Here is a 15704-nt window from a genome sequence, read left to right on the forward strand (position 1 = left end):
GAGATGGTTCTGTTCAACGAAAAAAACAGATAAGCATCAATGTGACCTGAGGATTTTCATCGCTGCGGAGGACACCTGCTGAACTGTGACATCACGAAAGCAGGCCAGATGGTTATCACCGGTCATCGGGCAATGTTTGTGATAGCCCGCCCGGCAGGAAAGTTTCGTGGAGATCAACTCATGGATGCTTCCCGGTGGGCCGGACTGCACGGGATCTGTACAAGTGAAAACCGCTGCGACCGGTGTCTGCATTTCCGCAGCCAGATGCATCGGCCCGGAGTCATTACAGACGAGAACATTCAGTTGCGACAGTAAACTCGCCAGTTGTGGCAGACTCGATTTCCCCCCCAGATCGATCACCTTCACGTGAGGGTTGACTGAGCGTATCAATTCAAAGCACTTCCCCGTCAGTTGAGTTTCGTCAGGAGCACCCAGAATCACGAGACTGCCCTGCGTCTGTTCAGCCAGTTCGATGGCCACCTGAGCAAAGCTCTCGACGGGCCACGATTTTGTGACCCATCGAGTCCCTGGTTGAATGCCAATCAGCGGCCTGGGCAAACTCTCCAGCCAGCTCTCGACGAGTTGCTGATCACTCTGCGGAACCACAATTGAGGGAGTCGTATAACGAGTCGAAACTCCCCAGGCCTCGGCAATTTTCCAATAACGGGCATGTGCCGGGATCTGACGAGAGGTTTGATCAACCATCGCATGATAAGCCCAGGAAGAGCCTTCGCGACTCGTCTGCAGGCCGATCCGGTTGGCAGAACCTGTGGCCAGAGTCATGACTCCCGTACGGAGTAGACCTTGAAGATCGATGACCGTATCAAAATCCCGTGTGCGCAGTTCACGGCATAACTTCAGAAACGCCCAGAGCCCGGCCCCACGATGAAATTCATAAATCTCATCAATCCACGGAGAAAGCTGCACCACACGGCGTAAACCAGCGGCAATCACCCAGCCAATCGTCACATCGGGCCAGCGTGCTTTGGCAGCCTGCGCTAACGGCAAGGCCTGAACGACGTCTCCCAGAGCACTGGGTTTGATGAACAGCAAACGGCGAGGTGGTTGTTGTTCCCAGAAATCGTCAGCAAGCAACCTCACATTATGGCCTTTATTCGCCACCGAACTGAATAATTACCAGCAGACCGGACTAAGAAGGATTCAGGTTGGACGCCACATCGGTCCGATAGGCGGAGACAGCCGGAATATACCCGACAATCACACCTAAAATCGCCAGTGCAGGGAGTAGCAGCCATTCCATGGGCTGGAAGGCAAATCCATTGATCAGAATTCCCGTCCTGGCTGTCACCACGGGGGCTGCCCCCAGAACCAGCAGGTGACCAAGAATCAGTCCCGCAATACCGCCCAACAGGCAGAGGAGAAGTGACTCGGTAATGATGATGCCAAAGATCGTTTCCCGTCGAGCACCCAGGGCCCGCATGATGGCAATTTCTCGCCGGCGTTCCTGAAGCGATGAGTAAATACTGACGAATATCCCCACTCCGGAAACCACGATAATCAGTCCGGTCAGGACCATGAGAAGGACACGGATATTGCCGAGGATATCCGTCAAGAGCTGGTTCATGGGTCGAATAGGATTCGTCGCCTGAGCCTTGAATCCTTTCTTGAACTCACCTTCCATGAGACCTGCCGCCATGAGAGTTTTCGTGGTGACAAGAATGGCTGTTACTTCTTTCTGAATCATGGGAACATCATGAAAGTGCTCTTCACCAGGGGCATGATTGTGGTGATCGTGCCCGCCATAACGTTTTTCAAGTTTGCGGACTTCTTCGGCCAGCGCTTCAGGTTCTAAAGGTGCCAGTCCATAAAATTCCCGCTCTCGTTTAATGGCTTCATCAAAGGGTTTGTCGTGCCCTTGAATCTGATAGAAGCCATCGAGATTCACGAAGACCGAGCGGTCATTCGGTGTGCCTGTCGGTGCCAGAATTCCGACGACAGTAAACTTTTCGTCATGAACATGCCCGGTATCAGCCCCCCCATGGATCATGCGGAATTGAGAGCCTTCTTTCCAGCCGTTAGTCGCTGCGACTTTGGCCCCAATCACCGCATCGAAAGGCTTGCGGAGAAACGTTCCACGGACGGCGAACTCTCGATTATTCGCAAAGGGAATTGAAAAGTACTCAGGGATTGTGCCAACAATCGGGAAGGACCCTTCTTCTGTGGTATCCCCTAAGGCAATCGGGATAGCCTGTTCGACACGTGGGTCTTTCTGCAGATCTTTGTAGAAGCGGAAGGGCAGGTTCTCAATAGGAGGGCTGACTCGATAGATTGAACTGAGAACGAGTTGCAGTGGGCTCCCTTTCGGCCCGACCACCAGATCGTATCCAATCGACGACTGCTGAAAGGTCGAAGCGATGACTCCATAAAGAATCATGACGGCCACCATCAGCATGACACCCAACGCCACTGATAAGCCCGTGAGAAACGAAGCCAGTGAACGCTGACTCAGACTCTTCCAGGCAATCTGAAAGATGCTCATCAGTTGACTCCCATGCTGTACGGTGTCGATGTCGAGGTTGCGGCCTGATTAAAACTGGCAAGTCGTTCGACGCGGCTGAACTGGCTGGCAACTTCTGACGTATGTGTCACCAGCAGCAAAGTCACATTGTTTTCGCGGCAAGTGGTTTGCATCAGTTCCAGAATGGCCTGCTGATTGGGCCCATCGACATTGGCTGTCGGTTCGTCTGCCAGGAGCAGCCGCGGCGTTTTTGCCAACGCACGAGCCACTGAAACCCGCTGCTGCTGACCTACAGAAAGCTGCGAAGGCCGGTAATGCAGCCGATCTCCCAACCCGACGCGCCCCAGTAACTCGATCGCCAGATGACGATTGGCAGGCTGGGAGGAAAAACTCATTCCCAATAGAACATTTTCGAGGGCGGTGAAGGCTCCCAAAAGATTAAATGTCTGGAAGACATAACCAATCCGTTCCGATCGAAAACGATCCCGAACTGGTTCGAGCATTCGGGTAATCTCAACCCCACCGACAGTGACCGTTCCTGAATCGGGTGTCGTAATGCCGGCAGCCACATTCAGCAGAGTCGTCTTGCCACTGCCACTCGTCCCGACCAGTGCCACCTGTTCTCCCTGATCCAGCGAAAAGGCTGGAATGTCGAGAATCACTTGCTCGGCACCTGTGGGCGTGACATACGCCTTGCGAATCTGGTTGAGAATCAGCGACATGGCCAACCTTTGCAAAGTCGATTCGAGTCTCGATCAGAGATCATCATTATCTCAAGCAGTGAATCGTTGAATCTGTGGATTATGCAATCGTTTTCATGAAGACAAGGCCTGAAATCCACCACGACATGAAGTCTCAGGTCGTGAGAAGATCTTTTTCAGAAACGTACTCTCCAACACACGCATTTACCATCATCAACGGGCGACTTTCACGCTCATCAGCCATAGCAGGCCAATGATTCAGAAATCTGTATTGCAGAATTTGTAATACAGAAGGCCGAATCGATCTCAGACCGATGAGACGGGTTCAACTTCCAGGACAGTCACTGGTGGTGTGTGAATGGAAGCATGGCCAGCGCCACCCACCAGATCAGGTTCAACCACTCTCATCGATTTCCATTTCCCCCCCAGGAATCGAAACATGAAGCCTAAACCCATCACCATGATGTACACCGAGCAATACGCCCAGCACATCGACAACGTGGGTTTGTACCAGCCAAAAAGAATCACTGTGGGAGCAATCAACAATGCCAGGACGCAGATCAAAGTGAAGATCATCGAAAATCGAGTATCTCCCGCACCACGAATGGCAGATCCAAACACAATTGCCAGCGTGTCGAAAAATGAATAAGCCGCCACAAACCACAGCAGTTGAATGACGACAACTTTCACTTCGGCAAAGTCCTCCCCATGAGCCTTCCATTCGTAGGGTGCCAAGAGAAGCTGGGGAAGAAACAGATAGATTACGCTGCAAAAGAGGATATATCCCACAGAAAGGCCCACCGCGAGCCACGTGGTTCTGGCTGCGAGATCCGGCCGACCTTCGGTAATCCGCATGCCGACCAAAGTCGAAACAGCAATCCCCAGGCCAATCACCGGTATAAAAGCCAGCGTGTTCAGATTGAAAGCCAGATTGGTTGCCACCTGCTCGGCTTTCCCCAGCCAGCCAATCGCATTCATAAAGAAAGCCCAGCCTGAGACGTCGATCAGGAGCAGCAAGCCGACTGGAAATCCGTAATAAATCATGCGGAGAGTCAACTCTCGATCAAATCCGTGATGCTTCCAGAACTGATAGCGACTGGCAATAGAAGGCCAGAACAATAACCCGCCCAGCGCCAAACAGGTTGTCACGTTGGCAATGACATCTGTCAGAGCTCCACCAGCGATCCCCATTTCTGGAATCGGGCCCCAGCCAAAGATAAACGCATAATCGAGCACCGCGTTAAAGGCGACACTGACGACGTTGACAAACATGACGACAGTCGTCTTGCCGCGACCTGTGAAAAAAGTCCCCAGAATCGTCGCCAGAACGGTCGGAACTCCTCCCAGCAGAAGTATCGACAGATAGGTCGATTCATGCCTTTGAATATCAACATCATGACCAACCATCGCGAAGAACATGCCCGAAAATGGAGCGAGCAGCATCAGCAATCCGCCGCTGATCAAAGCAAAATAAAACCCCTGCCACATGGTGGCGGCGACACGATCCGGCCTGACAGCACCTTCGTACTGCGCCACGAATGTATTCACATACGAACCCATACCATGAAAAATCGAGAGGACTGCCCAGAAGATGATCCCTGCAGGAAGCGCCGCTGCCACCTCATCAACGTGGTGCCACGTTAAATAGATGCGGTCGATGATGTGCATCAGCGATTGAGAACCGGCACTGATCACCATCGGGATGGCAATCGTCAACAGTTCGCGCAGGGAGCCGGGCTGAGGCTGATTGACCACACGTTCGGTGCTGGCCACTCGCTGCTCTTCACTCTTCGCTCGATGGCCCTCAAGTGGGTTTGTCATACTGTCCGTGGTTGTCGCCATGAAGATGATTACTCAGGAAAATCTGCTTTTAGAAGTACGGCATAGGGGACGGACTGACAAGGTTGCCGTCCTTTGGTTCGATCAGATCTGAAAAAAGCTCATCATTTTCTTAGAATCTTGTTCTTCAAATCGAGCCAGACTTCGACCTTGCCTGAAGAGTTCAATTGTCAGACGATCTGAAGAGAAGGATCTCGTCTGCGTGTTCGTCCAGTTGTGTGTTCGTCCAGAACTGCGCCATCATGAACAGATGAGACTCATGTTTCATCGTGAGTATTCAATCCCTTTTGTGAAAGCATTTCCTGCGATGAACCCCTTTGGCGAATTCTGGCTGATCACACTTTGTCTGGCGATCGCGACATTAATCTGCCTGATTGTCTGGACTCGACATCGGGGAAAAATCGCCTTTTCGCTGGCTTTAATCCTTGGCGTGCTGACAGTCATCGTTCTGGCCATCGATTTGTCGATCACCACAGAAAATGAAGTCGTTGCCAGACGACTTACCCAGCTAACGAGCCTCTTTGAGGCCAAAAGTCCAGAAACTCTCGCGATGATCTCAGCCCAATCGCCCGATCTTCGAGAAATGGTCAATGCCGGGATGAAGATTGCGACAGTACGCGATCTTCGAATCTCGGATCTCACCACCCGCTTCACGACCGATGGGAGTCGGGCCATGGTCGAGTTCCGCATTTCGGGAGACATGGATCTGGTTGGCTTCGGGAATGTGGGTCGTCAGCCCGCTAAGTTCGACACAGTCTGGGTGAAAGAGGAGGGGCTCTGGAAACTTTTGAGAGTCGTTCGCAAGAACCCTTTGAATGACAGTCCCATGGAACTGATGCGTCCTTCGGCTTCATAGTTTTTCAATGAACAGCCAACATCGTGACGTCACATTGAGCGATCAAGAGACGATTGATCTTGGCGGCCCGAATTCAAAAAGTTACTTTTGAGAAGATTGAATAACGGGGCCTTGAGCAGGTGTGACCGTTCTCACACGTCCGAAGGTTTGGCAGGGAGGCTGAACATCATGCAGGAAATAATCGTTGTCGGTTCTGAGACAATGGTCGGTCATAACTGGCTCAAAGGATCAAAGATTCATGATCCTGAGGGATCCCATGAAGTCTCCGTAGTGGGCCTGCCATTAAATGCTCCTGCCAGCCGCCTGCAGGAAATCATCCGCGAGAGCAATTCGCGAAAGCCCGGGACAAGTATCGTTCGGCGTGTCGTGCATTGTGGTGGTGCGGGAGAAAATGGCTGGGCAATTGGCACCTGCACTCCGTTCATCAGCACACGTCATGTCAGTGACTGGGCCAGAACCTGTCATGAGCAGCATCTCCCGATGACCTTGATCTCATCAGATGCCATTTTCACGGGCCCGTGGATGTTTCACCCGGAAAATAGTGAGTCGGTTTGCCCGTCACCAGCGGCAACTCATCTGCGTGAATTGGAAGCCGCCGTCCTCGACGCATCAGCCGGCCACCTGGTCGTACGCACGCATCCCTTTGGGTGGCACCATGAAAAGGGGTGGCTGGAACAATCCCTGCGGGCATTATCGAAGCAGTCTCCCATCGACATGGAAACCACAAGACATGCCTCGCCGATCTATGTCCGCGATCTGATCTCGATGATTCAGCGTGCCTGGGCTGGCGGACTGAGTGGGATTTACCATATTTCCGGAGCCGAACGGATCAGTTGTGCCCAGTTTATCCATCGGTTGGCACAAGTCTTCCACCTGGAAGCGCACCGCATGCGGCCACTCCATCCGCTGGAAGTTCGCATATCGCGATTTGCCGCTGGCGAGACTTCCCTGCAGACGCGAAAAATTCGTCGGGCACTGGGAATCTCCATGCCTATGTTCATGGACAGCCTTTATGCCCTTCGTGAGGAAGCAGAAGCTCAGAATTTCCTGAATCAGGAAATGATTGCCGCCTGAAAACCAGACGCCGGTCCTGATTGCCCGAGGCCGATTGATCTTTAAGGAAAACGGCGACTTTTCACGATGATTCAGCGGAGAACCTGCCAAAATCACTTCGAGGCGAACTCCCCTCTTTCCATCGTCTCCAGTGACCAGTAAGCTGCATGGGTGGGAGGGACATCCAGTGCAGTATTACAAGCGTTACCGCATGGAACTGGATCTGGTTCAGCAGCCAGTTGAATCACCGGTGCTGCCAGAGAATTATCTATGGCTGCCGTGGCAGGCTGATCGACTTGAAATCCATGCCAGTGTGAAGTCGCAATCTTTTCGACATGAGGTCGACTCTCACGTTTTCCCTTGCCTGGCAGATTATTACGGCTGCCTGCGGCTGATGCAGGAGATCGCCCTTCAACGAACTTTCTGCCCTCAGGCAACATGGCTGGTCGGTTACCAAACGGCCGATCACGGGATTATCGAATGCGGGACGATTCAGGGAATCTGCCCTTCAGATTATCTGGGTTCGATTCAGAATGTCGGAGTGATCCCCGGACATCGCCGCCTGGGGATTGGCAAAGCTCTGGTACTCAAGAGTATTGAAGGCTTTCGCGTAGCGGGTCGTAAACGCGCGACTCTGGAAGTGACTGCCACCAATTTCTCTGCAGTCGAGCTTTATCGTTCTCTGGGCTTTTGTATCACTCGCACGATGTATCGAGAAGCTATCGACGACTCTCTCTTGAGCACCTGACGATGGATCGTCGTACTTCAGGAAAGTGCCTCGCGATATTGAGCAGCAGCGATTTCCGGGGGAACAGCGTTGATAAATGCGCCAGTTCCCCATTCAAAGCCCGCAATCCCACCAATACGCGGCAAAATTTCGAGCCTCCAGTGAAAATCTGACGGCTCCTGCTCACGAAGTGGTGCCGTATGAATCACCAGATTGTAATCCGGATCATGTGCCACGGTTTCCAGCGCAATCAATAATCCTTTGAGCAGGGTCGCAAGTTCCTCGCAGTCATCATCGGTGATGGAACTGAAATGTGCCTGCGCCTTGAGAGGCAAAACACGCAGTTCAAACGGAAAGCGACTGGCATATGGCGTTACCGCCAAAAATCGTGAGGTTTTCTGAACCACACGCAACTTGAGCAACTCTTCCTGCTCGATCAACTGGCTCCATAATGAGTCTCGACATGTCTTATAAGCGACTCGACAGGCGTTGAACTCGTGCAGCAATCGAGGTGGCACGAAAGGCAGTGCCATCATCTGGGAGTGACTATGGGGCAGCGATGCCCCCGCAAGTCGTCCATGATTTTTGAAGATCAAACCGTACTGCCAGTGGTGCTCATCCTGCATGTAAGCACTCAATCGATCTCTCCAGAGACTGATCACCAGTCCGATTTGGTCAATCGAGAGCCTGCTCAAATGCGTTTCATCATGAGGACATTCGACAACCACATCGTGCAGGCCAATTCCGGCGAGTGGAGCTTGCCTCGCTCGATCCAGATCACTGTTAGACCCCACTATCGATAACAGTTCTTCCCCCTGAGGAATTTGATTCCAAAACTCCTGCCATGGGAAAACAGCCGGGTAACGATTGGAAATGCAACGAACGAGCCACCCTGGTGTATTGGGGAGACTTCCCTCCATACGGATCGCCAGCGACTCTGACTCTGTCAGTTGCTCATTTCCTTCCAGAAACGGATCTGTTGAGTCGCTTGATGGCTTTGAATGGCGACTGATCGGAGCCGAAACCGCTTGAAGATGAACTGGTCGCTCACTGCGAACGGGCGAAATCAGAACCACATCGTTCGTTATGGGATCGACTCGAAGTTCACTTTTCATACCTCCGCACCAGCCGCCGTTTCTCATTGAACGATGCCATTCCGATGTTCGAAATTCAGCTCTTACGGATGTGCTGCACCATGGGCCGAGCTTGAGCCGTGAGCGGCCGCATCCTGCTTCAGACTGGCCAGGTAAGCGACAAGGTCTCTTAAATCTCGGCGGGAGATCTTGCCCGCAAGATCTTCGGGCATGCCGGATTTGCCGACAGAGCGTTCTTCGATTTCCGCCACATTGACCGTGATGGGTTGCCCTTCAGCAGGTTGCAGAATCAGTTTTCCATTACTTTCAGACTTGATAATTCCCACCAGCACACGGCCGTCTTCCATGCCAAGAATGGCTGTTTCAAAGCCTTTGGCAATCACTCGATTGGGATCGACGATTGCTTCGAGCAGATACTCGGGTGATTTTTCGGCGCCAATTTTTGTAAGAACAGGCCCCACCTCACCACCTTGAGAACCGACTTTGTGGCAGCGCTGGCAACTCACTTCGCTGCGATTGAAGAAAATATCTCGACCACGTTCGATATCACCACCAGCCACAAGCTCACGATGTTTCGAGAGATGATCGTTCGCATCTCGCGAAGATTCAAAACTGGCGAGTGCCTTTTTCGAGACTTCCGATTTTTTCTTCTGAGCCGCTTCAATTAAGTCCAGCCAGACTTCTGGCGGTGACGACCGATCTGCCAGTCGAAGAAACCAGGCATCCAGGGTTTTCTGTGCTGGTTCATCAGACAGACTTGCCAACGTGGCGATTCCCTGTTGCACCTCGACGGAGGGGGATTGGGGCGTCAAGGTTTCCAAGTATTTCAAAGATCGAGGACCATCCAGTTTGACAAGGACAGCAGCAGCGCCGGCTCGAACCTCCGGGTTCGCATCATCAATCAGCTTCGAAGCGATTTCTGTCAGTTGAGAATCCTTTAATGATTTCAAGGCGGCCAGTGCTGCCAATCGTTCGGAACTTTCGGCTTTCACCGAGAGAGCCGCTTCTCGCAGAATGGGCTGAACTTCCTCAATGCCATACTTGGCAGCGAGCTTTGTGGCTGCTTCTCGAACTTTGGTCGGGCTGGCCAGCATCGACGTCAGAAGTGGTCTGATGGCGTCAGCAATCTCCACATTTCGAGTTGCCAGTGGGCGATAATCACCCAGGACACGATCTAGAACGGCAGGGCTGTTCCAGTTGAGCAACTCTTCAATCGCCTCGATCCGCAGTGATTCTGATATCGAAGAATTCGCCGCGACCTGTGCCACCCGTAGAGCTGATTCAACGTTCCCCAGGCGATAATTCGCATTCAGAATCCGGCGGGCCAGCGCGTCAGAAGTCGAACCAGTGATGGGCAGAGCCGCCAGCTTTTCCAGATGAGTCGTTGTCGGGAGATCATGGATGGCTCTGGCCGCTTCGAGCACAATGAGAGGATCGGCATCAGAGAGGGCAATCCCCAACTCGACAGATTCCATACGCCTTAATGCCACCACGGCAGCCAGGCGGACGGCAGGGGAAGGATTCTTTAGAAGTGCCGCAATCTGCTGGGGATCACTGACACCTGTCAGACCTACAACCAAAGCATGTCGCAAGAACGGATCTGTGTTGTTGCAGACTGCCAGAGCTTCGACCAAAGCTTTTTCCTGACCGTGCCCTTTCAACTGGCCCAGGGCAATGGCTGCCTGCGCCTGGACATGAGCATCTGCATCTTTCAGCAGTTTTGCCAACTGGGCAGCAGCAGGTTGGTAGCGAAGATCACCTAAAACCACGCAAGTGGCTTCCCGCACTTCGGCTGAAGGATCCAACAGGAGCGGTAGGAGCAGTTCTGCGGTCGGAAGTTTCTGTCGCGCCAGTTGCCCCAGGCCCCAGATGGCATGCAGTCTGGCAAACAGGGACGAGTTCTTCGTCGCCTGCTGAGCCAGCACCTGGGTGGCTTGCCTGGAAACGAGGGCAAACTGTGCTCGCTGCCGCACGCGATAATCAGCGTGAGACAACAGCTTTGTCAGATCCTCGATGGATCGATCTGCAAAACCTTCGCGGAAGAGTTTTGCGACTTCACCACCGGTGGTATTTGCAGTATCGGCAAATCGATAGACGCGGCCTTTACCCAGACCTTCCCAACCGTTGACCCAGTCAGTGACATAGAGATTGCTGTCGTATCCGAAATCGACATCTGTCGCGAGAATGCCCCAGATGAACATCTCGGATTCAGCCAGTTCGAAACCAGCCCCCTTGGGCTTATTCACCATTGCGCGGATCCCACTGATGGCAGGTGTCCCGCGAAAATCTGCCAGAAAAAACCAGTCGTCATACTTGGCAGGCAGGCCGGTTCCTGGATTATGAGTCAATCCTGATGGCCCGTCGGAAAAGTTCAAGATGGGGGGAACAATGTATGCCGCCTGTTCCGGATGAGCCGGGTGCCAGAGCTTTTCACGATTCCAGGGGCCACGATCGTTGAGATACTGATAGTTCATGCGCCAACCGGTATCGCTCTGACGCATGACGTATGTCCAACGGGCTTTGTCGCCACCATCTGAGTTGTTGTCACCAGTGAAAAGGCGGCCGCGATTATCAAACGCCAGTTCCTGAGGATTGCGTAATCCTGTGGCGAAGACTTCAAGGTGGCTGCCGTCAGGTTCGCATCGAAAAACGGCCCCACGATCGGGATTAACGAGTTTGCCTTCTGGAGTCGTAATGTTGTAGCCGCGGTCACCAATGCTGAAATAGAGCCTGCCATCGGGACCGATGGCTAAGCCGTGGGAATCGTGCCCACGAAAAGCGAACCTGACCCCATAGCCTTCGCTGAGCACTTTTTTCTGATCAGCTACGCCATCGCCGTTGGTATCGGTGAGCATCCAGAGTTTGGGGATGCAGGTGTAATAGACGTTTCCATTCCATGCGAGTATGCCAGCACCTGTGCCGTCGGCGATATCGTTGAACCCATCAGCAAAGACAGTGGCTGTTTCGTAGACACCATCACCATCGCGATCTTCGAGTTTTCGAATGCGGTCGTGTTCTTTGGTGTAGCGCTTGTCAGCATCGGCAATGTGCTTCCGCATGTAGGCCACGCGATCAGCAACAGTCTGGGCAGAAAGGTCATCCTGGAGCCAGTTCATATGGCTGCGATTGTCTTCCACGCCTTTGCTTTGGCGGAATGTCTCAGCCACATAGAGATTTCCCTGTTCGTCGAAACAGAAAGCGACAGGGTTGGCAAGTTCCGGCTCTGAAGCCGCCAGCTTGACTTCTACACCTTTGGGAAATTTGAATCGAGATTTCGCCAGTTCCGCTTCATCTGACTTTTCGCTGATCGGTGGCGAATAGCTGTCCTGACCAAACGATCCCTGAAGCATGGGGAATGCTGCGGCCAAAGCCAGCACAGCGACTCGAAAACTCAATCGATCCATATCGTAGATTCTCATTAAAAACGCTCATTATCGAGAAAACACATGTGAATCAGTCTAATGTCAGTTGATCGAAAAGACACACCATTCTCCGTTCAACCGAAGTGTTGCATTATGCAACAGCGAATGAGTGTGTACTCTTTTGAAACAGCCATCAATGAACCGTAAATGTTCGAAAACAGGACTTCATGGAAGAAATCCATCCAGAATGCTGGACTCCAGTACTTTTCAATCACCTGACCAGAAAACCACAACACAACATAAGTCTCTGAAATAAAATACTTTATAGAACAAAGGAAACCACAACCCTCCTTTTCTCAACGGTATCGGCACACTGAATGCTCAATTGTAGTCACAGAGTCAGCAAACTTACTTGATTCGAGAAGGGATGATCGAATGCTTGTTCTCACCCGCAAGACCAATGAAACCATCCAACTGGGTGGCTCCCAGATTACAATTACTGTTGTGAACGTCGGCGGCGGGCGAGTGAGACTGGGAATTCAGGCACCATCTGAAGTACGGATTGAGCGACTGGAAAAAACCTCCACTCGTCAGCTCTCCGAAGTCACTTGCAAGTAAATCCCCCACAATGCCGCCGGCCCGGTGAATTCCACGACGGCCATAGGTGGTCGTGAAATGTGGAGCAGAGAATCTTTGCCACAGCACATCTTCTCTCATTCATCGAGCGTCCGCAAAGTGCCAGCCATATTTGTAAATCCTGGCCGTTGAGGAGTCGGACAGAATCGGCGTTCTTTCAAGGGACCTTTCACCCTCGCAGGCTTGCTGAGAGTCGTTCTGTCCTGGAGAAATACACCGCAGCACATCGGGCCATCGACCACAATTCGCAGGATTCACCTTCCTTAGAGATTGCGTCCCTGCGTGCGGGTCCGTATGAATAGCAGTTGATGTGTTGCCGGAGCAATTTGACCTGTCGCTCCGCCGTTGTATTCACTCGCCCTTTCTGACTCGAATCAACATCTGAGGCATTCATGCGTAATGTTGTGTCTGTAATTCTTGGTGGTGGCAAAGGGACTCGCCTTTACCCTCTGACCAAAGACCGTTCCAAGCCAGCAGTTCCATTGGGCGGAAAATATCGCCTGATCGACATCCCGATTTCCAACTGCCTGAACAGCGGGTTGAATCGAATCTATCTGCTGACACAGTTCAACTCCGTGAGTCTTCATAAACACATTCGCCAGACGTATCGCTTCGACCGGTTTGATGGCGGATTTGTCGAGATCATGGCGGCCCAGCAGACCATGGAAGGAGAAGCCTGGTACCAGGGGACTGCCGACGCTGTTCGCAAAAATATGCGACATCTCGAACAGAAGGGGATTGATTACGTTCTCATCCTTTCCGGCGACCAACTCTATCGCATGGACTTCCAGGAAATGATCGCGACACATCAGGCTGCAAAAGCCGATGTGACGATCGCCGGATTACCTGTCACCAGAGAAGCTGCCCGTGGCTTCGGTGTTATGCGTCTGGACGACACTGGCAAGGTGCTCGGCTTCCTGGAAAAGCCCCAGACCGACGAGGAAATCGATCTCGTCAAAATGGACCCCAAATGGATCGACGCCCAGGGGATTGAGAGCAAAGGCCGAGATTGCCTCGCCAGCATGGGGATTTACCTCTTCAATCGCGACGTACTCGTCGATCTGCTGTCCCGCAGCGACTACCACGACTTCGGGAAAGAGATTTTTCCCATGTCGATCCGCACCCATAAAGTTCAGGTGCATCTGTTCGATGGTTACTGGGAAGATATTGGAACCATCCGTTCGTTCTACGATGCCAATCTCGATCTGGCCAAGTCGAGTCCGCCTTTCAGCCTCGCAGATGCGAAACGCCCGATCTTTACTCACGCCCGATTTTTGCCACCAGTCCGTCTCGAAGGGGCGACCGCCACTCAGACTCTCATTGCTGATGGAGTCGCTGTCGGGACGGGAACAGTTCTCGAGAATTGCGTGATCGGGTTGCGTTGCCGGATTGGTAAGAAATCGACAATTCGCAACACGATCATTATGGGTGCCGACTCATACGAAACTGAAGCCGAACTGGCGGCCAACCGTAAGCTGGGTATTCCTCCCATGGGGATTGGCGACGGTTGCATTATCGACGGCGCCATCATTGATAAAGATTGCCGCATTGGGAACAACGTGAAGATCACCAACTGCCAGACGGGGACACTCCCCAAAGACAGTCCACTCGTGCTGCAGGATGGTGTGCTCGTCGTTCCCAAAGGCACCACCTTGCCCGACGGATGGTCTCTGGAAGCACTCGGGGCATCACGCTGAATTTCGTCTGCTCCACAACCGGTTTTGCCTGCCACAGACTGATCTGTGGCAATCAGGTATCGATTCCGAACTCTGTTGATAGACACACTGGGAGGGCCGTTTCATGTTCCCTGCAAATCAATCGACTTTTCGCTTCCTGACAAGTTTCACTCCAGCGATCTACTCGTTCATTGGAACATTGTGCCTGACAGCAAGTTTCGCAACATCCTGCCTTAACGCTGCCGAAGACTATGTTGTCTACGAAGGCTCAGCCGGCCCAGGTCAGGGAAAACACATTGTGTTCCTGGCAGGCGATGAAGAATATCGTTCGGAGGAATGCCTTCCCCAACTGGCAAAAATTCTGGCAGCCCGCCATGGCTTCAAATGCACAGTACTCTTCTCCATTGATGAGAGCACAGGGGATATCAATCCTCAAAACGGCAAGTCTCTCAGTCATCCCGAAGCTATCGATACCGCTGATGCATTTGTGATGCTGCTGCGATTTCGTCAATGGCCCGATGAAACCATGGCTCGATTCATCAAGGCTGTCGAAGCTGGCAAACCAGTGATTGCGCTGCGTACCAGCACACACGCTTTCAACTATGGCGGTAACTCAGACAGCCCCTTTGCTAAATATGGCTGGAACTATTCGAAAGCTCCCGAATGGAAAGGTGGCTTTGGTAAGCAGATTCTGGGAGAAACATGGGTGGCACATCATGGTCATCACAAAGTGGAAGGAACCCGAGGCATTATCGAGCCCTCACAAGCCGAGCACCCGATTCTGCGAGGCGTGAAAGATGTCTTTGGCGACACCGATGTTTACACAGCCAATCCACCAGCCGATGCCACTATTCTGATGCGTGGAGAAGTGACCAAAACTCTGGAACCAGATTCACCCGCCGTGGAAGGGAAGAAGAACAACCCCATGCAGCCAATAGCCTGGACTCGTGACCACAAACATGAAACCGGCGCCACCAGTCGCATTTTCACGACCACGATGGGCTCAGCCACCGACATTCAAAACGAAGGTGTCCGCAGGATGATCATCAATGCGGTCTATTGGGGACTGGGGCAGGAAGCTGCCATTAGTCCTTCCTCAAATGTGGCTTTTGTCGGCGAATTTGTACCGACCATGTATGGCTTTGGTTCCTACAAAAAGGGGATTAAACCCGCCGATCTGAAGATGTCACCCGCCGAACTTCAACAGGCGGCCAGTCGTTAGTTTCGACTTGCTTTCCCTGCCAGCCAGCGTTTGCAGGATCGAAATCGGCTTCGTCGACA

At 52.5% G+C, this 15704-nt stretch carries 12 protein-coding genes; 6 read left to right on the top strand and 6 right to left on the bottom strand.

The window, feature by feature from the left end; genetic code table 11:
- Window positions 1-36 precede the first annotated feature (36 nt).
- The 4 genes from A6X21_RS09325 to A6X21_RS09340 all read right to left on the bottom strand — a co-directional run bounded on the left by A6X21_RS09325 (window position 37) and on the right by A6X21_RS09340 (window position 5022).
- Window positions 37-1095, bottom strand: coding sequence for a glycosyltransferase family 9 protein (locus tag A6X21_RS09325; RefSeq protein WP_165603738.1), 1059 nt, complete (start codon window positions 1093-1095; stop codon window positions 37-39).
- Window positions 1096-1150: 55 nt separating this feature from the next.
- Complete coding sequence (locus tag A6X21_RS09330; protein WP_068847321.1) at window positions 1151-2500, bottom strand: ABC transporter permease; 1350 nt, start codon at window positions 2498-2500, stop codon at window positions 1151-1153.
- A complete protein-coding gene (locus A6X21_RS09335) occupies window positions 2500-3201 on the bottom strand; it encodes an ABC transporter ATP-binding protein (RefSeq protein ID WP_068847322.1) in 702 nt (233 codons plus the stop codon). Before A6X21_RS09335 ends, A6X21_RS09330 begins: the two co-directional genes overlap by 1 nt.
- Window positions 3202-3486: 285 nt before the next feature.
- Window positions 3487-5022 (bottom strand): MATE family efflux transporter, encoded by a 1536-nt coding sequence (locus A6X21_RS09340; RefSeq protein ID WP_240490214.1) that lies wholly within the window; start codon window positions 5020-5022, stop codon window positions 3487-3489.
- A gap of 256 nt (window positions 5023-5278) precedes the next feature.
- On the opposite strand from A6X21_RS09340, the gene A6X21_RS09345 reads away from it, so the two are divergent.
- From A6X21_RS09345 to A6X21_RS09355, 3 genes are all read left to right on the top strand, one after another.
- Window positions 5279-5875, top strand: coding sequence for a nuclear transport factor 2 family protein (locus tag A6X21_RS09345; RefSeq protein WP_068847325.1), 597 nt, complete (start codon window positions 5279-5281; stop codon window positions 5873-5875).
- 168 nt (window positions 5876-6043) lie between these two features.
- Window positions 6044-6949 carry a sugar nucleotide-binding protein gene (locus A6X21_RS09350; protein WP_083233488.1) on the top strand — a complete coding sequence of 302 codons (906 nt, stop codon included), beginning with the start codon at window positions 6044-6046 and terminating at the stop codon, window positions 6947-6949.
- Between the two features lie 166 nt (window positions 6950-7115).
- The gene (locus A6X21_RS09355) at window positions 7116-7676 is read left to right on the top strand and encodes a GNAT family N-acetyltransferase (protein WP_083233489.1); all 561 of its coding nucleotides are present in this window, start codon (window positions 7116-7118) and stop codon (window positions 7674-7676) included.
- A 17-nt stretch (window positions 7677-7693) separates the two neighbouring features.
- Here A6X21_RS09355 and A6X21_RS09360 read toward each other — a convergent pair whose 3' ends face one another.
- Window positions 7694-8770, bottom strand: a complete 1077-nt coding sequence (locus A6X21_RS09360; RefSeq protein ID WP_068847333.1) for a galactose-1-phosphate uridylyltransferase — start codon at window positions 8768-8770, stop codon at window positions 7694-7696.
- A gap of 62 nt (window positions 8771-8832) precedes the next feature.
- Window positions 8833-12168, bottom strand: coding sequence for a PVC-type heme-binding CxxCH protein (locus tag A6X21_RS09365; RefSeq protein WP_240490215.1), 3336 nt, complete (start codon window positions 12166-12168; stop codon window positions 8833-8835).
- Window positions 12169-12546: 378 nt separating this feature from the next.
- On the opposite strand from A6X21_RS09365, the gene A6X21_RS09370 reads away from it, so the two are divergent.
- The 3 genes from A6X21_RS09370 to A6X21_RS09380 all read left to right on the top strand — a co-directional run bounded on the left by A6X21_RS09370 (window position 12547) and on the right by A6X21_RS09380 (window position 15645).
- Window positions 12547-12729, top strand: coding sequence for a carbon storage regulator (locus A6X21_RS09370; RefSeq protein ID WP_068847337.1), 183 nt, complete (start codon window positions 12547-12549; stop codon window positions 12727-12729).
- Between the two features lie 410 nt (window positions 12730-13139).
- The gene (locus tag A6X21_RS09375; protein ID WP_068847339.1) at window positions 13140-14444 is read left to right on the top strand and encodes a glucose-1-phosphate adenylyltransferase; all 1305 of its coding nucleotides are present in this window, start codon (window positions 13140-13142) and stop codon (window positions 14442-14444) included.
- Between the two features lie 103 nt (window positions 14445-14547).
- Window positions 14548-15645, top strand: coding sequence for a ThuA domain-containing protein (locus A6X21_RS09380; RefSeq protein WP_083233491.1), 1098 nt, complete (start codon window positions 14548-14550; stop codon window positions 15643-15645).
- Window positions 15646-15704 lie beyond the last annotated feature (59 nt).

The organism is Planctopirus hydrillae (assembly GCF_001707835.1).
Classification (GTDB): Bacteria; Planctomycetota; Planctomycetia; order Planctomycetales; family Planctomycetaceae; genus Planctopirus; species Planctopirus hydrillae.

What these genes read in the sequence shown, in the direction of transcription:
- A6X21_RS09335 (WP_068847322.1), bottom strand. Translation starts at nt 3,201, where the DNA reads ATGTCGCTGATTCTCAACCAGATTCGCAAGGCGTATGTCACGCCCACA.
- A6X21_RS09375 (WP_068847339.1), top strand. Translation starts at nt 13,140, where the DNA reads ATGCGTAATGTTGTGTCTGTAATTCTTGGTGGTGGCAAAGGGACTCGC.
- A6X21_RS09365 (WP_240490215.1), bottom strand. Translation starts at nt 12,168, where the DNA reads ATGAGAATCTACGATATGGATCGATTGAGTTTTCGAGTCGCTGTGCTG.
- A6X21_RS09360 (WP_068847333.1), bottom strand. Translation starts at nt 8,770, where the DNA reads ATGAAAAGTGAACTTCGAGTCGATCCCATAACGAACGATGTGGTTCTG.
- A6X21_RS09345 (WP_068847325.1), top strand. Translation starts at nt 5,279, where the DNA reads ATGTTTCATCGTGAGTATTCAATCCCTTTTGTGAAAGCATTTCCTGCG.
- A6X21_RS09330 (WP_068847321.1), bottom strand. Translation starts at nt 2,500, where the DNA reads ATGAGCATCTTTCAGATTGCCTGGAAGAGTCTGAGTCAGCGTTCACTG.
- A6X21_RS09350 (WP_083233488.1), top strand. Translation starts at nt 6,044, where the DNA reads ATGCAGGAAATAATCGTTGTCGGTTCTGAGACAATGGTCGGTCATAAC.
- A6X21_RS09340 (WP_240490214.1), bottom strand. Translation starts at nt 5,022, where the DNA reads ATGGCGACAACCACGGACAGTATGACAAACCCACTTGAGGGCCATCGA.
- A6X21_RS09370 (WP_068847337.1), top strand. Translation starts at nt 12,547, where the DNA reads ATGCTTGTTCTCACCCGCAAGACCAATGAAACCATCCAACTGGGTGGC.
- A6X21_RS09380 (WP_083233491.1), top strand. Translation starts at nt 14,548, where the DNA reads ATGTTCCCTGCAAATCAATCGACTTTTCGCTTCCTGACAAGTTTCACT.